We start from the raw sequence: 17,324 nt of genomic DNA on the forward strand, positions 1-17,324 counted from the left end.
AGAGAAGAGATGAGCTACACCAATTTCACCCTCGACGTGGACGCCGACGGCATCGCGCTGATCACCTGGGACATGCCGGACCGCTCGATGAACGTCTTCACCGAGGAGGTGATGCGCGAGCTGAACGCCATCGTCGATCATGTGGCCGGCGATGCCGCCGTCAAGGGCGCGGTCATCACCTCGGGCAAGGACTCTTTCTCCGGCGGCGCCGACATCACCATGCTGCAGAAGATGCTGGCCACTTTCGCCGCCGACAAGGAGAATGATCTCGAGAAGGCGACCAAGGCGCTGTTCGACAATGCCGGCTATATGACCGGTCTTTTCCGCAAGATCGAGACCTGCGGCAAGCCTTGGGTGTCGGCGATCAACGGCACCTGCATGGGCGGTGCCTTCGAGATGTCGCTCGCCTGCCACGGCCGCGTCGCCGCCGATTCCGACAAGGTGAAGATGGCGCTGCCCGAGGTGAAGATCGGCATCTTCCCCGGTGCCGGCGGCACCCAGCGCGTGCCGCGGCTGACCGACCAGCAGCAGGCGCTACAGATGCTGACCACCGGGCAGAACCTGGCGCCGCAAAAGGCGAAGGCGATGGGCCTGATCCACGAGATCGCCGAGCCCTCGAAACTCATCGAGGCCGCCAAGGCGATGATCCGGAACGGCCTGAAACCGGTGGCGCCCTGGGACGAGAAGGGCTTCAAGCTGCCGGGCGGCCCGATCTATTCGGCGGCCGGCGCCAATCTCTGGCCGCCGGCGATCGCCATCCTGCGTCGCGAGACCTACGGCAATTATCCTGCCGCGGCAGCGATCCTGAAATGCGTCTATGAAGGCCTGCTGGTGCCCTTCGACACGGCGCTCAGGATCGAGCAGCGCTATTTCACCGAGATCATGCAGTCGAAGGAAGCAGCGGCCATGATCCGCTCTCTGTTCGTCTCGCTGCAGGAGCTGAACAAGGGCGCGCGCCGGCCGGCCAACGTACCGGAGACCAAGTTCAAGAAGATCGGCGTCCTCGGCGCCGGCTTCATGGGTGCCGGCATCGCCTATGTCACCGCACGAGCCGGCATTCCCGTGGTGCTGCTCGACCGCGATCTGCCGTCGGCCGAGAAGGGCAAGGCGCATTCCGACGGCCTGATGGCCGATCAGGTCAAGAAGGGCCGCGCCAAACCCGAGGACAAGGACAAGCTTCTGTCGTTGATCACCCCGACGGCGGACTATGCCGACCTTGCCGGCTGCGATCTCGTCGTCGAAGCGGTCTTCGAGGATTCGAGCGTCAAAAAGGAAGCCACGGAGAAGGCCGAAGCGGTGCTGAAATCGTCGGCAATCTTCGCTTCCAACACGTCCACCATACCGATCACCGCCCTGGCGAAGAATTCGGCGCGGCCCAAGAACTTCATCGGCATCCACTTCTTCTCGCCGGTCGACAAGATGATGCTGGTCGAGATCATCCTCGGCAAGAAGACGGGCGACAAGGCCTTGGCGGTCGCCTTCGACTTCGTGCGCGCCATCAAGAAGACGCCGATCGTCGTCAACGACACGCGCGGCTTCTACGTCAACCGCTGCGTGCTGCGCTACATGTCGGAAGCCTACAAGATGCTGATCGAGGGCGTTCCGGCGCCGATGATCGAGAACGCCGCCAAGGCCGCCGGCATGCCTGTTGGCCCGCTGGCGCTGACCGACGAGACGGCCGTCGACCTCGCTCAGAAGATCATGAAACAGACCATCAGGGATCTGGGCGACAAGGCCGTCGACCCCAGACAGATGGCGCTGATCAACACCATGGTCGACACGCATGGCCGCTTCGGCCGTAAGAACGGCAAGGGTTTCTACGATTATCCGGCGAAGCCGGCGAAGAAGAAGCTGTGGCCGGGCCTGAAGGATCTCTATCCGCAGCTGAAGCCCGAAAAGGTCGATTATGAGGAGCTGAAGCAGCGCCTCTTGGTGACCATCGCGCTGGAAGCGGCGCGGGTGATGGAAGAAGGCATCGTCACCGATCCGCGCGAGGCCGATGTCGGCTCGATCCTTGCCTTCGGCTTCGCTCCCTTTACCGGCGGCGCGCTGTCCTACATCGACAGCATCGGCGCCAAGCGTTTCGTCAAGATCGCCAAGGGGCTGCAGAAGAAGTATGGCGCCGAGTTCAAGGCGCCGAAGCTTCTGCTCGACATGGCCGAGAAGGGCGAGACCTTCTACGAGCGCTTCGACCCTTACCGGAAGGGCGAGGTCCGAGAGGCGGCCTGATCAACCCAAGATGTATGTCTGGGGGCGAATGGCCCGCACCATGGCCACGGCGTCGAGCCGTGGCCCCTACAGGGTCGGCGACGAAAACCGGCTGGCCTTTCGCTGTCTGCCGACCGACATCGACTTCAACCTGCATCTCAACAACGCCCGCTACATGATGCTGGCCGATCTTGGCCGCATCGACATTTTCCTGCGCATCGGGTTGATCGCGCTTGCGCGCAGGAATGGCTGGGCGCCGATGATCGGCGGACTGCAGGTCGCCTATGTGCGCGAGATCAGGCTGTGGCGCCGCTTCGAGGTGGTCTCGTCCATCGAGACCTGGGAAGGCACGTCCGTCATCGGCAGGCACCGTTTCGTGCTCGATGGCGGCGAGACCGCGGCGCTGATCCTGACCGCCGGCGGCGTCTATGACCGCGGCCGCCGCCACTTCCTTGACATCGACGAGGTCGTTGCGGCGCTCGGCCACGCCGCCACTCCACGCCCGTCGACTGAATCCGAGCGGGCCTTCATGCTTTCGCACCGGAATTTTCGCGAACAGGCCAAGGCGGCCTGATCGCGCTTCGAAGCGATCAGCCCGCCCTGCCGAGCAGAAAGTCGGTCACCTCATCCGAAAAGACCATCGGCCCATCTTCGAAGGCGACGGCCCGCGTCCCTCGGGGATCCGGTCGCCCGGAAGACATCCCGTGTCGGACCAGAACCTCGGCGCAGCCCAGCCAGTCGCCGCCGGGTTCAGGCTCGTTGACCGACGCCCAGCCGAGCGTCCCACGCACATCGCCGCCGAAGCCATGCCGTTCTTTCCAGTCCGCGCCGTGTTCGAGCAGGAAACGGGTAAGGTCGGCATCGCCGCGAAAGACGGCATGGTTCAGCGCCGAGGCGTCCCAGTCGCCGCCGCGCCGGGCGATCGGCCAGCCGAGCCTGACCATCGCCTTCACCGCGTCGCGGCCGCCCTGTGCGGCGAGTTCGGGCAAGAGGCGCAATTGCTGGTCCGACAGCGAATCCGGCAGGTCGGGCCGGCGGGCCTTGATTATCCGCGCCGCCGTCTCGTCGCCGGTCGCGCAGGCGGCGATGAATTGCTCGTCGTCCAGAAATGGACCTTCGTCACCTGATTGCCGCAGCCGCGCGGCGACATCCGGCAACCCGAACCGCAGCGCAAGCTGATAGGCACTCACACCTTCGGGCGTTCGCGCCGACGGGTCGGCGCCCGCCGCAAGCAGCGCTTCAATATGCGCCGGCGAGCGCCGCCGCCGGATCGCCCACAACAACGGCCTGCCCCAATCGGAGGTCGGCTGGCTTCGAGCCGGTTCGTTCGGATCGGCGTCCGGCGCGGCGAGCAGCAGGTTCAACGCCTCCAGGCTGTCGAGATCCAGAACGCGATAAAGCGCATTGGAGCCGGTGACACGACCGCCGGCCGCAAGCAGAAGCCGGGTGCAGGCCGGATTCTCGAGCGAATGGTAGAGCGACTCGCCGTCATTCGGATTGGCGCCAGCGTCGAGCAGCAGCTTTGTCATCTCAGGATCGTGGTTCTGCCCGGCCGCGCCATGCAGCGCCGAGAGCCTGTATTCGTCCGAAGGCTGCTCCAGCGAGGCCGGTGGCCAGCGGCTGCCCACTGCCTGGTTCGGATCGGCGCCGGCTTCGAGCAGCAACCTAGCGGCAGCGTGAAGCGCGTCGCGAAAGCGTGGCAGCCGTACCAGGCTCGAATGGGTCACGGCCACCAGCGGCGGCAGGTTCAATGGGCCTCCGGGGCGGTTGACCCAGCCGGCGTCCCGCTTCATCGCCTTCCGCAGGACTGCTTCGTCGCCAACCGCGCAGGCCAGATATGCGTCGCCCCGTATGAGGCCGGGATGTTCCTCGAACATGCGTGCTGCGGCCGCCGGGCTCGCGCGGTCGGTGCTGCCGCTGATGTCTCCGGCATAGACGAGCCCCGCCCAATTACGGAACGAGGAGGCGCGGTCGGCGCCATAGGCACGCTGCACGCTGACGAAGCTGCCGAGGTCGCGCCAGGATGGGAAGCCATATTCGCGCGCCAGGCAGGACTGGGCGTCATGCAGGCGAAGGCCGAGCGCGGCGATTGCCGGATCATCCTTGCCCAGCGCCAAAGGCAAGCTTTCGCGAAAGCGGGCGAGCGCGTCCGGCTCACCGCGCCGGTAGGCCGCGAGCAGGTCCTTGGCTTGTTTCTTCAACAGGTCGAGATTCGGGCGGTTGGGGAGTTGGTTCATGAAAACCTCCGTGCGTTCTTCGCCGAAGGTCCGCAAATCCGGCTGCACAAAGGTTTAGCTGTCAGCTCATCGAAGCAAGTGGGTTCAACCCTTCCCGCGGACCCGGAGACGGCTTGCACCGCAGGTCAACCATAAATTCATTCGGTCGCCGGGGTCAACCGGACGCCCGATATCGACCTTGCCCATTTGCGCGACTGCGTATCACTTTCCATCCCGGTCCGCCGCTACCGGTGGACAATGGTGTGGTCGCGCGCTAGACAGGCTTGAGGCATTTTTTCCTGTTTGAAGGAGAGCGCGCGTGCTCTCACACGACCGCGTATGGGCCGCCATTGACGCTCTCGCCGAGCGCTATTCGCTATCGGCTTCCGGTCTTGCCCGGCGCGCGGGCCTCGATTCGACGGCCTTCAACAAGTCGAAGCGCCTGTCTTCCGATGGCCGGCCGCGCTGGCCCTCGACCGAATCGCTGGCCAAGATCATCGAGGCCACCGGCGCGTCGCTCGAGGAATTCACCGGACTGGTCGAAGGGCGCGGCGGCGCCGCCATAGCCCAACAGCGCAGCGCCGTTCCGTTGCTTGGTTTCGCCCAGGCCGGCGCGGGAGGCTTCTTCGACGATGCCGGCTATCCGGCAGGGCAGGGCTGGGATCTGGTCGAGCTTCCGGCGCGGGCGACCGAGACGTCCTACGCGCTGCAGGTGCAGGGCGATTCCATGCTGCCGCTCTACCGCAATGGCGATGTGCTGATCGTCGAACCGGGCGCGCCGACGCGCAAGGGCGACCGTGTCGTCGTCAAGACCACCGCCGGCGAGGTGATGGCCAAGGTGCTCGACCGGCAAACGGTGAAATCGATCGTGCTGGTTTCGCTCAACCCTGCCCATCCGGACCGTGACATTCCGACGCGCGACATCGAATGGATGGCGCGCATCGTCTGGGCGAGCCAGTAGGGCAGGGGCCGGTGCGGCTTCTTCAAACAGCTCTGACGATTCTGGCACTTCCCGTGATGGCGGCTCTCGTTGTTGCCGGCGGACGCACGGTCAAGGGCCACGAAAGCGGCATCACGGTCGATCAGATCGATCCCATCGCCGATGCGCTTCCCACCGGCGGCGACACCCCTTCCGCTTCTGATGCCGCGCAAGAGCCCGCGACCTCGGCCATCCCGGCGCCGGCCGCTCCGCGCCCACTGAAGCCTGCCGCTCATTCGAGGGCCATCGATCCCGACGTCGTGGCGCCGCCGGACCTGTCGGACCAGGAACTCGAACGGGTGGAACCGCGCGCGCCGCTCAGTGATCTGGCGCTGGCCGGGCCGCCCAAGCCGCCCAAAACGAAGATGCCAGGCGATTGGAACGGCACAAAATTGTTCCAGCCGGTCGCCACCGCCGCCGGGCTCATCGAGTCGAAGGGCTACGCGGTCGCCGTGTCCGGCGTGGACGTCGTCAAAGCCGACGAAACCTGTAGCGACGCGGGCAAGAGCTGGGCCTGCGGCACGCGCGCCAGAACAGCCTTCCGCGCCTTCCTGCGTGGCCGTGCGGTCGCCTGCACGGTGCCGCCGGACGGCGGTCGCGACATCATTACCGCCGAATGCCATATCGGCAACCAGGACATCGGCCAGTGGTTGGTCGAGAATGGCTGGGCACGCGCGGCGCAAGGCGGTCCCTATGTCGAGGCCGGGGACAAGGCCCGCGCCGCAAGGAAAGGTATTTTCGGCCCGGCGCCGAAGCTTGACGGCCTACCGGCGCTGCCGGCCGCGTCAGGGCCGGCGCCGGTCGCGCCGGATTCGATCCTGCCGGCCGATGGCGGCGCGGTTACGCCGCCAGTTGACCAGCCAGCGCCCGCTCAATGAGCGCGCGTGTTTCGGCGATGCCGTAAAGCGCCGCGAAGGAACCAAAGCGCGGCCCGCGTTCCTGGCCGATCAGCACCTGGTAGATCATCTGGAAGAAGGCGACCGACACGCCGGGTCCGCCTTCCGGGCTCTGCTTGGAATGATCCTGGTAGCGCTCGATCTTACGCGCGACATTGAGCGCGGCGTTCTGGATCGCTTCGCCGTCGGCGCCCTGCGGCAGCGCGCCGAGCGCGTCGGAGAGCTTGGCCAGCGCCTCGCGCTCCACCTCGTCGGCGGCGCGGTAGACCTTGGTCGGCTTCACGAAGTCGTCGAAATAGCGGATCGCATAGCCGGTCAGCCGGTCGAGCTCCGGATGCGTCTTCGGCGTCACGCCCGGCGCATGCCGCGAGATGAAGCCCCACAGCACCGCCTTGTCATGCGCATTGGAGGCGCTGACCAGGTTGAGCAGCAGCGCGAAGGGCACCGGCAGGTCGATGGCCGGCGGATTGCCGTCATGCATGTGCCAGACCGGGTTGCCGAGCCGCTCCTTCCAGTCCTGGCGCGGATAAGCGCCAAGGAAAGCGTAATACTCGTCCACCGCCTTCGGGATGACGTCGAAATAGAGCTTCTTCGCCTGCCGCGGCCGCTGATACATGTAGAGGCCGAGGCTCTCCGTCGGCGCGTAGGTCAGCCATTCGTCGATGGTGAGGCCGTTGCCCTTCGACTTCGAGATCTTCTGGCCTTCCTCGTCGAGGAACAGCTCGTAGACGAAATGCTCCGGCGCGCGTCCGCCGAGGATGTTGCAGATGCGGTCGTAGATCGCCGCGTTGGTCTGGTGGTCCTTGCCGAACATCTCGAAATCGACGCCGAGCGCCGCCCAGCGCATGCCGAAATCCGGCTTCCATTGCAGCTTCACACGGCCGCCGGTGACAGGCAGCGTCGTCTCGGTGCCTTCGTCGTCGAAGGTGATGGTGCCGGCCTTTGCGTCGACATTTATCATCGGCACGTAGAGCACGCGGCCGCTCTTCGGCGAGATCGGCAGGAACGGGCTATAGGTCGCCTGGCGCTCCGGCCCGAGCGTCGGCAGCATCACGCCCATGATCTCGTCATAGCGTTCGGCGGCGCGCAGCAGCACCTCGTCGAAACGGCCGGCCTTGTAGTACTGCGTCGCGCTGGCGAACTCGTAGTCGAAGCCGAACGTATCGAGGAAGCGGCACAGCATCGCATTATTGTGGTCGGCGAAGCTCGCATAGTCGCCGCCGAACGGATTGGGCACCGAGGTAAGCGGCATATGCAGATAGGGCTCAAGCGCGGCGCGGTCCGGCACGCTCTCCGGGATCTTGCGCATGCCGTCCATGTCGTCGGAGAAGCACAGAAGCTTGGTCTTGACCTTATCTTGCGTCAGCACCCGGAAGGCATGCCGCACCATGGTCGTGCGCGCCACCTCGCCGAAGGTGCCGATATGCGGCAGGCCGGACGGGCCATAGCCGGTCTCGAACAGGACGGTCTCGGGAAAGTCCTTGCCCTTGTAGCGGGCGATGACTTTTTTCGCTTCCTCGAACGGCCAGGCCTTGCTCTCGGCCGCCGCGGCAAGCATCTCGGGAGTGAGATCGATGATGTTTGATCCCGTCATGTCAAAGTTCCAGTCATGGCCGTCTTCGCGGCGGATAAGGTTTTGTCGACCGGTCTCTAGGCGTGACAGGCTGGAGCGTCAACGATTTGCGGCGCTTTTCCTTGCGACGCCGCGATAGCGCTCCTACGTTCGGGCCCATCATCCAGTGCATGTCATCCAAAAGTGTGTCACGGTTTTGGAAAGATGACATGCGCGCCGCCTTCAGGAGTTTTGAATGCCTTCATTGACGCCGCACGAAGCCCTGATCCACCTGATGGTCATCACATCGGCCTCCGATCGCGACATGACCGATGTCGAGCTGCAGCGGATCGGCGACGTCGTCCGCTCCTGGCCGGTGTTCGTCGACTTCAACCAGGACAGGCTGGTTGCAGTGGCGCAGGCGTGTCAGAAGGCGCTGCATGAGAAGGACGGGCTGGAAGGCGTGCTGGCGCGCGTCGCCGAGGCGCTGCCGGAGCGGCTGCGCGACACCGCTTATGCGGCTGCTTTCGAGGTTGCCGCCGTCGATCTCGAAATGCGCATGGAGGAAGTGCGCGTCCTCCAGCTCATCCGCCTCAAGCTCGACCTCGACACGCTGACCGTCGCCGCGATCGCCCGCGCGGCCAAGGCGCGCTTGCGCTCGCTGACATGAAGCAATCCAGGAAAAGTCTGAGCGGTTAGGCTCGGCGACTTCGCCGCGCCTTCTGTTCGGAATTGCTGAATAACCGGTTAGAAAAAACTCACCGGGAAATAGCGCAGGTAAAACTCGGCGAAGGTGCCCTTGATCGAGATTTCCTGCAGCGCGTAGTCGAAGGCGGCGGCAAGCGCTGTGTCGTTCTTGCGGGTGGCGATCGCCATGCCCGAGCCCAGATATTCCGGCGCCAGATACGGACCGCCGGCGAAGCGGCAGCAGCCGGCGGCGTCCGAGCCGCCCAGCCAGAAAGCAAAGCGCATGCCATCGCCGAAGGCGGCGTCGACCTTGCCGGCCTTGAGGTCGGCATAGAGGTCTTCCGGTGTGTCGAAGGTCACCACCTGCACGGTGTTAAAGTAGTCCCGCAGCATTTTCTCATGCGCCGAGCCGGCGACGACGCCGACCCGCTTGCTGCGCAGCTTGTCGAGGATCGGCTCGCCGAAGGCCTTCGCCTTGGGCATGATGAAGCGCGCCGGGAATTGCATGTAGGAGCGCGAGAAGGCGTATTTCTCGCGGCTGTCCGGCGTCGCGGCGATGCCGGCGATGATCGCCTCGCCTTCGCCTTTCTGGAGAGCATCGTCCAATTCGTTCCACGGCAAAGCCTGGACCTGGCATTTTTCGGCGACGCCCAGTTCCGCGCAGATCGCCCGCGCCAGATCGATGTGGAAACCCGACAGGCGGCCGGCGCCGTCGAGGAAGTTGAACGGCGGAAAATCGGTGGTGGTGAGGAATCTGAGCCGCGGCAGCGCGGAAAGATCGGGCTTCGGCAGCCGTTCCTTGGCGTCCCACAGCACCGGCACCTGCGGCTCCGCCGCCTGAGTCGGTCCGGCAAGGGGCAGCGCGCCGGTCAGTGCCGATATCAGGGCCAGAAATATCCACCGCAATTTCACGATAAGGCTCCGCCCAGACAGCTTTCTTGGCTTTTCGTATGAAAAGGGGGGCAGGCACAACGGTTTTTGATTTCAAGCCGCCAAATTCAGCGTATGCTTTAGCACGTGTGCAAGTGACCTTGCGTGCCGGAAGGGGGAAGCTGCCGGTTTTGCTGAGGAGATTGCGACGCGGGGGTTGATGACGAAGGGGGGTTCGGGCATCTACCGTCGGTAATGAAAAAGCAGAAGCAACATGGGGTAGATGTTGCGATGGGCCTGTTCGACAGAACGCTGGAATACATAGACCAGTTGCAGCATGCTGGCACCGCGGCCGCGGTCTGCGAGAGGCTGCTCGGCATCACCTCGAGCTTCGGCCTGACCGCACTGATGGCGGGAACCGTGCCGCAGCCGGGCACGCCGCGCGGCCGGCAGAAACAGCATGTGATGCTTTGCGATTGGCCCGGCGAATGGCTGGAGCGCTATGTGGCGCGCAACTATGTCGACCACGACCCGGTCGTCAGCCACATGAAGCAGCTTCAGGCGCCGTTCCAATGGCGGGACGCTTCCAAGAACGCCCTGATCGACAAGAACAGCGACGAAGTCATGGGCGACGCGCGCGAGTTCAAGCTGCGCGACGGCCTGGCGTTTCCGCTGGTCACGCTCGACGGCCAGATCGTGATGGTCTCGCTGGGCGGCGAATCCGTTGAACTGTCGGATGCGGAATTCGGAATGGTCTCGCTCGCGTCGACCTATGCGATCGGCCGCGCCATGCAACTGCACACCAAGGCCGACAGCGTCATCGATCACATAGAATTGACGGCGCGTGAGCGGGAGTGCCTGCAATGGGCCGCCGTCGGCAAGTCCGAATGGGAGATCTCGCAAATCCTCGGCATCTCGGAACACACTTCCGAGAAACACCTTCTTAACGCCAAGAGCAAACTCGGGGCAGCCAACCGGGTACAGGCGGTCGCGGAGGCGATTAGGCGCGGTTATATTAGCTAGGTCGGCCGTGCCGACCTGGAAATTCTTGCCTGCGCCTTCGCGCAATATTTTAAGGGACATCACGGCCGTATCTTCCTCTTAAGCCCAGGAGACGGCTAATGCTCTTTGCCCTTACCACTCAGGAACTGATGGAACGCCCCGACCTTTGGGAGGCGGTCCATCGCTTGCGCTACAAGATCTTCGTCGAGGAGATGGGTTGGACCGATCTCGACCGTCCGGACCAGCTCGAGATCGACCAGTTCGATCATGACGAGGCCGAACACCACCTCGTCATCCGCAACGGCGAACTGGCTGGTTACCAGCGCATGCTGCCGACCACACGGCCGCATCTTCTGACGGATGTTCTGTCGGATCTCTGCGAAGGACCGTCCCCTTCGGGGCCGAATGTGTGGGAACTGACCCGCTACGCGGTGGCTCCCGGTTTTCGCGACGGCAAACGCGGCGTCTCGACGGTCGGCACCGAGCTGATCGCCGGCTTCGTCGAATGGGGCCTGAAGCGCAACGTCAACCAGGTCATCATCGAGTTCGAGCCGATGTGGGTGCTGCGCGCCCTGCAACTGCACTTCCTGGCGACGCCGCTCGGTTACCAGCGCACCTATGGCAACCAGCAGGTCGTGGCGACGCTGCTCACCTTCACCGAGCATACGCTCGATGTCGTGCGGGCCCGCCGCAACCACCATCTGCCGGTGCTGAACCGGGGCTATCCCGGTCTGCTCGGCCTCAAGCAGGCTTCGTGATGGAGGCGGTCATGAGTTTCCATCCCGAACCGGAACTGCGCGGCCATACGCTGGTCGTCACCGTGTCCTCGCATGACGGCCGGCCGGTGCTCGACAGGCACGCCTATGCGAGCCTTGCCAGGACCTTGCGCGATGCGGCGGTCAACGACGAGGTCCGCGTCGTCATGCTGCGCGGCCTTGCCGGGTGCTTCTGCCTTGGCGGCGACTTCTCGGAGTTCCTCGACGCCACCAAGCACCGAGAGCTGATCGCCGCCGTCACCGACATGTTCCGCATGTTGGCGACCTTCCCCAAGCCGGTCCTTGCCTGCGTCGACGGCGATGCCGTCGGCGTCGGCTGCACCATCCTGTTCCATTGCGACATGGTGATCGCTTCCAGGGGCAGCACCTTCAGGGTGCCGTTCGTCGATTTTGGCCTGGTGCCGGACGCGGCGACCAGCATTCTGGCGCCCCAGAAGCTCGGCTATGCCGGCGCCTTCCGTTTCTTCTGCTTGGGCGATACGCTGGGCGTCGAAGACGCCAAGGCGCTTGGCCTGGTCGGCGAGATCGTGACGCAAGGCAGCGCCGAGGAAGCAACGCTGGCGAGGGCGAAACAGCTGGCCAAGAAGCCTGTTGCGGCATTGCTGCAGACGCGCAGCCTCCTCAAGGGAGATACGGACGTGTTGTGCGACCGCATCGACCACGAGATCACGCTGTTCCAGCAGGCGCTTCAGGATGACACCACGCTGAAGCGGCTGCAGCGGATTGCTCGCCTGGCCGCCTGAGCGCCCGGCATGAAACCTCAGCGCCGCGCGAGCCGAAAGGCGCGCGGCGCTGTAACTCGTCCGGAACCGCGTTACCCCGCGGGTAGGGCAGGCCAGCGGTTCCAGACGAAGAACAACAACTAGTCTTTAAGGAATTCCGGCCCCTCGCCGATGATCTTCTTGTCGGGCTTGCCGACGGCGTCGAGGTCCCTTCCGTCATAGGGCAGGGAAAGCAGGATACGCTGGATCACCGCAAGCCGGGCGCGTCGCTTGTCATTGGCCCGCACGACGACCCAGGGCGAGAACTCTTTATGTGTGCGCTCGATCATCTGGTCGCGCGCCCTGGTGTAGTCGTCCCACTTGCCGACGCCGGCGATGTCGATCGGCGAGAACTTCCAGTTCTTCAGCGGCGACCAGCGGCGGTCATGGAACCGTTCGAGCTGCGTTTCGCGGCCGATATTCAGCCAGAATTTGAAGAAATGGATGCCTTCGTTGCAGATCATCCGCTCGAAATGCGGCGTCTCGTCCAGGAATTTCTCGTGCTGCTCCGGCGTGCAGAACCCCATGACCGGCTCGACGCCGGCGCGGTTGTACCAGGAGCGGTCAAAAGTGACGAACTCGCCCGAGGCCGGGAAATGGTCGACATAGCGCTGGTAATACCATTGCCCCGCCTCGGTCGGCGTCGGCTTGGGCAGCGCGACGTTGCGGGCCGTGCGCGGGTTCATATATTGCCGCAGCACGAAGATCGTACCGCCCTTGCCGGCCGCGTCCCTGCCCTCGAAAAGCGCCATCACCCGCTTGCCGGTGGCCTGTAGCCAGGCCTGCGCCTTGACCAGTTCGATCTGCAGCTCCTCGAGCTCCTTTTCGTAGTCCTCGCTTTTCATCTTCTTGTCGTAAGGATAGCCGCCGGCGGTAAGCTTGTTGTCCTCGATCCAGTCAGGCAGCACCGGATTGTCGATGTCGAACTCGCGCTCCTTGCCGCCGATCTTGATCTTGATCGGCGCCGTGGCCGGCACCGCTTCAGCCGTTTCCTTGGCTTTTTTCATCCGGACGAACCTTTCCAGTTTGCGGACTCATGCTATGGAGCCTGTGCAGCGCAAAGACGCTGCAGCATTTTGATCTTGCGCATGAACCTTCGCGAAAATCGATCCTGATTTCCAGGGTCCCATGCGTCAGGCCGGTCCAGCGAGCCGGCTGACCGGTCGAACGGGATGCGGGGTGGCGCGGGCCTATGGCAGAGACGGGCGCGGGACAAGACGACAAGGGGCAAGCCTTGGCCGGGCGGCTGATGCGCAACCGTTGGCTGCTTGGCGCAGGCGTTCTCGCAGTCCTTGCCGTTTACTTTTTCGCCGGCGCATCCGCCTATGTGCTGCTGCTAGCCCTGGCCGCGCTGGCGGCCGCGGCGATGCTGCCTGCAGATGCCGAACGCCAGCCGGCCGATGCGGGGGCAGCGATCGAGGCCAGCGGGCTGCAGAGGCTCTCCGCCGAATATCTGGCCGCCGCGGTCGCCGACCCGCTGATCATCTTCGACCATTCCGCCACCATCGTTCACGCCAACGCTGCCGCCTTCGCCGCCTTTGGCGGACTGGCGCCCGGTATGTCGCTGTCGCTCAAGTTCCGCGCCCCGGAGATGCAGGCGCTGCTCGACGGCATCCTTGCCGGGGAAGTCGCTTCCGATGCGGTCGACTACACCGAAAAGCTGCCGGTGGAACGCACATATCGGGTCAGCGCGTCCACGGTCGGCCATGCCACAGGCCTTTACGTGCTGGTGTTCAAGGATCAAAGCGAGACGCGCCGCATCGACCGCATGCGGGCCGATTTCATCGCCAATGCCAGCCATGAGCTGCGCACGCCGCTCGCCTCGATCGCCGGCTTCATCGAGACGCTGCGCGGGCCGGCCCGCAACGATCCGGCGGCGCGCGACCAGTTCCTGCAGATCATGCAGAACCAGACCGGCCGGATGGCCCGCCTGATCGACGATCTGCTCTCACTGTCGCGGTTGGAGATGAAACCCTATCTGGGGCCGGGCACGGAAGTCGATCTTCGCCAGACGATCGACAGCGTCATCGATTCGCTGGGGCCGCTGGCCAGTGAGAACGGCGTCGTCATCGAGCGGGAGTTCGCCAACGCGCCGCTAGTCGTCCCCGGCGATCGCGACGAGCTGTTCCAGGTCTTCGAGAATCTCCTCGAGAATGCCTGCAAATACGGCCAGTCAGGCGGGCGCGTCACCGTATCGGTCACCGGCGGCGAGGATGGCCAGCAGCCGGGCTTCGACGTCACGATAAGGGATTATGGTCCGGGCATTGCCGAAGAGCACATCCCGCGCATCACCGAGCGCTTCTACCGCGTCGATGTCGAAAACAGCCGCGCCCAGAAAGGCACCGGGCTTGGCCTTTCGATCGTCAAGCATATATTGACCCGTCATAACGCAAGATTGTCCATCAAGTCGGAAGTCGGCAAGGGCGCGGCGTTCACGGTTCATTTGCCGGCTCGCTGATCGTATATCGGTTACCAACCGGGATTTTCTTCTTTCTGTCATGCGGTTCACGTATCAGCGACGGATTGAGGGAACGCACCAGCCGGCACAAGCCGGGAAGGCATATCCATGCAGTCCGTTCATATCGCCAGTGCCTATGATGAAGAGCTGAAATTCCTGTCGAAGCGCATCGCCGCGATGGGCGGCCATGCCGAGCGCATGGTCGAACAGGCGGTCGCGGCCCTGGTGAATGTCGACCATGGCCTCGCGCAAAAGGTCATCCAGGACGATCTCGTCCTCGACGAAGGACAGCGCGAGATCGACGACAAGGCCATCATCATCATCGCCAGGCGCCAGCCGATGGCGACGGATCTTCGCGAGATCGTCGGCGCGATCCGTATCTCGGCCGATATCGAGCGTGTCGGCGACTTGGGCAAGAACGTCGCCAAGCGGGTGGCCTCGGTGGACGGCCGCCAGCCGAATAGTCTTTTCCGCGGTATCGAGGCGCTTGCCAATCTGGCGCTGACGCAGCTCAAGGAAGTGCTCGACGTCTACGCCTCGCGCTCGGTCGAGAGGATTGGTCTCGTGCGCGACCGGGATGACCAGATCGACGCCATGTACACCTCGCTGTTCCGCGAGCTCTTGACCTACATGATGGAAGATCCGCGCAACATCACGCCCTGCACGCATCTTCTGTTCTGCGCCAAGAACATCGAGCGCATCGGCGACCACGCGACCAATATCGCCGAGACGATCTATTACATCGTCACGGGCGACCAGATGCCAGCCGACCGGCCGAAAGGCGACAAGACCGACAAGGTCGTGCTTCCCGGCCCGGTGCCGGCTAAGTGAACCGCCGCCTCTCGAATGGCTTCCTGATTTAGGATAAGCTCCTCCAGGGACAGCGATTTTGTCAGTCGCAGTCTCGGGAGGTTTGCGATGGAACAAGTTCGAAACCTGACCCCGGCCCCTATGTCGGGCATCATTGCCTCCAGCGTCTATTCGGGCGGCAAGCGCATCGCCGACATCGCCATCGAACAGGCCGGCGAATGGGCGGCAAAACCCGGTCATGTCGTCTGGATCGGCCTGCTCGAGCCCGATCGCAACCTGCTGCTCCGGGTGCAGGCGCAATTCCACTTGCATGATTTGGCGATCGAGGATGCCGAGCATCCGCATGCGCGCCCGAAGATCGAGCAATATGGCGACGCCCTCTTCATCGTTGCCCGTACCGCGCAATTGATCGACGGCCGTGTCACTTTCGGCGAGACGCATCTATTCGTCGGCGCCGGCTATATTGTCAGCGTCCGGCACGGCCCGTCGACCTCTTACGCCGCCGTGCGCCAGCACTGGGAGAGCTGCCCGCATTCGCTCGCCAAAGGCGAGGATTTCGTCCTCTACGCTATCCTTGACTTCATCGTCGACAACTACATGCCGGTGCTGGAGCAGATCGAGGACGAGGTCGAGGCGATCGAGGACAAGGTGCTTCTGAAGCCGATGACCGGTTCCGATATCGAGCGGCTTTACATGCTGCGCCGCGATCTGCTGCGGCTGCGCAATGCGGCGCTGCCGCTGGTCGAGGTCTGCCGTCGGCTGACAAGCGCCGACCTGCCGCAGATACATGCCGCCATGCATCCGCTGTTTCGCGACGTGACCGACCACATCCGCACCGTGCAGGAAAAGATCGACTCGCTGCGCGAGGTTCTGGCCTTCGCTTTCGAAGCCAGTCTGCTGGTCGGGCAGAGCCAGGAAACCGCAATATCCAAGAAGCTCGCCTCATGGGCCGCCATCCTGGCGGTGCCCACGGCCTTCGCCGGCATCTACGGCATGAACTTCTCCGACATGCCGGAACTGAAGATGGAATACGGCTATCCGGCCGTCCTGGTGGCGATCGCGCTCATCTGCGCGTTCCTGTACTGGCGGTTCAAGAAGAATGGATGGCTGTGAAATAGGGGAGTAAGGCAGTAAGGGAGTAGGGGGCGAGTAGCGAATAGGGAGTAGCGAGTAGGGGAAATAAGTTGCCCTCTTCGCGAAACTCCATCCAGCTCTATTCGCTATTCGCTATTCGCTATTCGCTATTCTCTATTCGCTCAACGCGCCCTGCGCCGCTCCCCTGCCGGCTGGAACGCCACCCGGGAATGATACTTGCAATAGGGTCCCGTTTCGGCGGCGTCGTTGCCGCAGAAGTTGAAGTCTTCCGACAGCGGATCGCCGTTCGGCCATTTGCAGGTGCGTTCGGTCAGCTCGACGAGCTGCAGATGCCGCGAGATCGGCACGACCACGTTCTCGACCGGTCGGATGTAGTGGCGCGCGACCGGCTCGGCGTCGAACTGCACCTGCAGCGCGGTGGCGCCGATGGTGGTGGTCACGTGACGCGTGGCACTCGCGGCGCGGGTCACCGATTTCTGCATCGAGGCGCCTTGCGTCGCCTTCTTCTGGCGCGCCGGAGCGGCCGTTGCGCGGCCGCGGCCCGACAGCTTCAGGCGATGCACCTTGCCGATGACGGCGTTGCGGCTCACCCCGCCGAGCTGTGCGGCGATCTGGCTGGCGCTCAGACCCTCCGACCACAATTTCCTGAGAAGTTCGACCCGCTCGTCAGTCCAGTTCATGAGACCGCGCTCCTGCTGAGGCGTACGGCAGTCAGAATCCTTTCCCGCCCCCGGCTCTCGCCGGGCAAACAACACCACATATACCGGGTGATTAGGTCCGCCGCACGAAATCTAGTTATTTCTCGACTACAAATACCTTATGCGCTGACTCGGTGACAAGAGTCCCCAGGGCAACACGATTCGGTTTTTTCGGTTTTCCCCAACTTGCCGGCCTACTTATGAACCGGCGTGGCGTCAGGGGCTTGCCACGCGCTTCTGCGTGACGTTTTCGTTGACTTCATGGCCGAAAAACATGATAAGCCGCAAAGGCCGCCGCATTGGCGGCTTTTTTGAT

General features: G+C 63.8%; 16 protein-coding genes. 11 read left to right on the top strand and 5 right to left on the bottom strand.

What is annotated here, in order from left to right:
• Window positions 1–9: 9 nt before the first annotated feature.
• Both FJ423_RS25030 and FJ423_RS25035 read left to right on the top strand, forming a co-directional pair.
• Complete coding sequence (locus FJ423_RS25030) at window positions 10–2,229, top strand: 3-hydroxyacyl-CoA dehydrogenase NAD-binding domain-containing protein (protein ID WP_140845688.1); 2,220 nt, start codon at window positions 10–12, stop codon at window positions 2,227–2,229.
• A gap of 10 nt (window positions 2,230–2,239) precedes the next feature.
• Window positions 2,240–2,782, top strand: coding sequence for a thioesterase family protein (locus FJ423_RS25035; protein ID WP_140845689.1), 543 nt, complete (start codon window positions 2,240–2,242; stop codon window positions 2,780–2,782).
• 16 nt (window positions 2,783–2,798) lie between these two features.
• Here the strand turns inward: FJ423_RS25035 and FJ423_RS25040 are convergent, their stop codons facing one another.
• Window positions 2,799–4,445 carry a hypothetical protein gene (locus tag FJ423_RS25040; protein ID WP_140845690.1) on the bottom strand — a complete coding sequence of 549 codons (1,647 nt, stop codon included), beginning with the start codon at window positions 4,443–4,445 and terminating at the stop codon, window positions 2,799–2,801.
• A 298-nt stretch (window positions 4,446–4,743) separates the two neighbouring features.
• Here FJ423_RS25040 and FJ423_RS25045 point away from each other — a divergent pair, with 298 nt between their 5' ends.
• Both FJ423_RS25045 and FJ423_RS25050 read left to right on the top strand, forming a co-directional pair.
• Window positions 4,744–5,385 (top strand): helix-turn-helix transcriptional regulator, encoded by a 642-nt coding sequence (locus FJ423_RS25045; protein WP_140845691.1) that lies wholly within the window; start codon window positions 4,744–4,746, stop codon window positions 5,383–5,385.
• An 11-nt stretch (window positions 5,386–5,396) separates the two neighbouring features.
• Window positions 5,397–6,281: a thermonuclease family protein gene (locus FJ423_RS25050; RefSeq protein WP_348642927.1), complete on the top strand. Its 885-nt coding sequence runs from the start codon at window positions 5,397–5,399 to the stop codon at window positions 6,279–6,281.
• Here FJ423_RS25050 and FJ423_RS25055 read toward each other — a convergent pair.
• Window positions 6,244–7,893: a lysine--tRNA ligase gene (locus FJ423_RS25055; protein ID WP_140845693.1), complete on the bottom strand. Its 1,650-nt coding sequence runs from the start codon at window positions 7,891–7,893 to the stop codon at window positions 6,244–6,246. The genes FJ423_RS25050 and FJ423_RS25055 overlap by 38 nt on opposite strands.
• 214 nt (window positions 7,894–8,107) lie before the next feature.
• Here FJ423_RS25055 and FJ423_RS25060 point away from each other — a divergent pair, with 214 nt between their 5' ends.
• Complete coding sequence (locus FJ423_RS25060; protein WP_140845694.1) at window positions 8,108–8,521, top strand: tellurite resistance TerB family protein; 414 nt, start codon at window positions 8,108–8,110, stop codon at window positions 8,519–8,521.
• Between the two features lie 77 nt (window positions 8,522–8,598).
• Here the strand turns inward: FJ423_RS25060 and FJ423_RS25065 are convergent, their stop codons facing one another.
• A complete protein-coding gene (locus FJ423_RS25065) occupies window positions 8,599–9,435 on the bottom strand; it encodes a transporter substrate-binding domain-containing protein (RefSeq protein WP_224603205.1) in 837 nt (278 codons plus the stop codon).
• 264 nt (window positions 9,436–9,699) lie between these two features.
• Between FJ423_RS25065 and FJ423_RS25070 the strand changes: the two genes are divergently transcribed.
• From FJ423_RS25070 to FJ423_RS25080, 3 genes are all read left to right on the top strand, one after another.
• Window positions 9,700–10,431 carry a LuxR family transcriptional regulator gene (locus FJ423_RS25070; RefSeq protein ID WP_095765903.1) on the top strand — a complete coding sequence of 244 codons (732 nt, stop codon included), beginning with the start codon at window positions 9,700–9,702 and terminating at the stop codon, window positions 10,429–10,431.
• 98 nt (window positions 10,432–10,529) lie between these two features.
• The gene (locus FJ423_RS25075) at window positions 10,530–11,168 is read left to right on the top strand and encodes an acyl-homoserine-lactone synthase (protein ID WP_095765902.1); all 639 of its coding nucleotides are present in this window, start codon (window positions 10,530–10,532) and stop codon (window positions 11,166–11,168) included.
• A gap of 11 nt (window positions 11,169–11,179) precedes the next feature.
• The gene (locus FJ423_RS25080) at window positions 11,180–11,929 is read left to right on the top strand and encodes an enoyl-CoA hydratase-related protein (protein ID WP_140845695.1); all 750 of its coding nucleotides are present in this window, start codon (window positions 11,180–11,182) and stop codon (window positions 11,927–11,929) included.
• Between the two features lie 119 nt (window positions 11,930–12,048).
• On the opposite strand, the gene ppk2 is transcribed toward FJ423_RS25080, so the two are convergent.
• Entirely contained in the window at window positions 12,049–12,954 is a 906-nt protein-coding gene (ppk2, locus tag FJ423_RS25085) for a polyphosphate kinase 2 (protein ID WP_140845696.1), read from the bottom strand.
• A gap of 185 nt (window positions 12,955–13,139) precedes the next feature.
• Here ppk2 and FJ423_RS25090 point away from each other — a divergent pair, with 185 nt between their 5' ends.
• The 3 genes from FJ423_RS25090 (at window position 13,140) to FJ423_RS25100 (ending at window position 16,328) form a co-directional block, all read left to right on the top strand.
• The gene (locus tag FJ423_RS25090; RefSeq protein WP_140845697.1) at window positions 13,140–14,405 is read left to right on the top strand and encodes an ATP-binding protein; all 1,266 of its coding nucleotides are present in this window, start codon (window positions 13,140–13,142) and stop codon (window positions 14,403–14,405) included.
• Window positions 14,406–14,513: 108 nt separating this feature from the next.
• Entirely contained in the window at window positions 14,514–15,236 is a 723-nt protein-coding gene (phoU, locus tag FJ423_RS25095; protein WP_095765899.1) for a phosphate signaling complex protein PhoU, read from the top strand.
• 87 nt (window positions 15,237–15,323) lie between these two features.
• Window positions 15,324–16,328 carry a magnesium and cobalt transport protein CorA gene (locus FJ423_RS25100; protein WP_095765898.1) on the top strand — a complete coding sequence of 335 codons (1,005 nt, stop codon included), beginning with the start codon at window positions 15,324–15,326 and terminating at the stop codon, window positions 16,326–16,328.
• 143 nt (window positions 16,329–16,471) lie between these two features.
• Here the strand turns inward: FJ423_RS25100 and FJ423_RS25105 are convergent, their stop codons facing one another.
• Window positions 16,472–16,990, bottom strand: coding sequence for a GcrA family cell cycle regulator (locus FJ423_RS25105; RefSeq protein WP_095765897.1), 519 nt, complete (start codon window positions 16,988–16,990; stop codon window positions 16,472–16,474).
• Window positions 16,991–17,324 lie beyond the last annotated feature (334 nt).

It is taken from the genome of Mesorhizobium sp. B2-8-9 (assembly GCF_006439475.1).
Classification (GTDB): domain Bacteria; phylum Pseudomonadota; class Alphaproteobacteria; order Rhizobiales; family Rhizobiaceae; genus Mesorhizobium.

Coding starts and splice junctions, on each gene's coding strand:
- ppk2 (WP_140845696.1), bottom strand. CDS start 12,954: ATGAAAAAAGCCAAGGAAACGGCTGAAGCGGTGCCGGCCACGGCGCCG.
- FJ423_RS25060 (WP_140845694.1), top strand. CDS start 8,108: ATGCCTTCATTGACGCCGCACGAAGCCCTGATCCACCTGATGGTCATC.
- phoU (WP_095765899.1), top strand. CDS start 14,514: ATGCAGTCCGTTCATATCGCCAGTGCCTATGATGAAGAGCTGAAATTC.
- FJ423_RS25105 (WP_095765897.1), bottom strand. CDS start 16,990: ATGAACTGGACTGACGAGCGGGTCGAACTTCTCAGGAAATTGTGGTCG.
- FJ423_RS25080 (WP_140845695.1), top strand. CDS start 11,180: ATGAGTTTCCATCCCGAACCGGAACTGCGCGGCCATACGCTGGTCGTC.
- FJ423_RS25035 (WP_140845689.1), top strand. CDS start 2,240: ATGTATGTCTGGGGGCGAATGGCCCGCACCATGGCCACGGCGTCGAGC.
- FJ423_RS25030 (WP_140845688.1), top strand. CDS start 10: ATGAGCTACACCAATTTCACCCTCGACGTGGACGCCGACGGCATCGCG.
- FJ423_RS25040 (WP_140845690.1), bottom strand. CDS start 4,445: ATGAACCAACTCCCCAACCGCCCGAATCTCGACCTGTTGAAGAAACAA.
- FJ423_RS25075 (WP_095765902.1), top strand. CDS start 10,530: ATGCTCTTTGCCCTTACCACTCAGGAACTGATGGAACGCCCCGACCTT.
- FJ423_RS25100 (WP_095765898.1), top strand. CDS start 15,324: ATGGAACAAGTTCGAAACCTGACCCCGGCCCCTATGTCGGGCATCATT.
- FJ423_RS25070 (WP_095765903.1), top strand. CDS start 9,700: ATGGGCCTGTTCGACAGAACGCTGGAATACATAGACCAGTTGCAGCAT.
- FJ423_RS25055 (WP_140845693.1), bottom strand. CDS start 7,893: ATGACGGGATCAAACATCATCGATCTCACTCCCGAGATGCTTGCCGCG.
- FJ423_RS25090 (WP_140845697.1), top strand. CDS start 13,140: ATGGCAGAGACGGGCGCGGGACAAGACGACAAGGGGCAAGCCTTGGCC.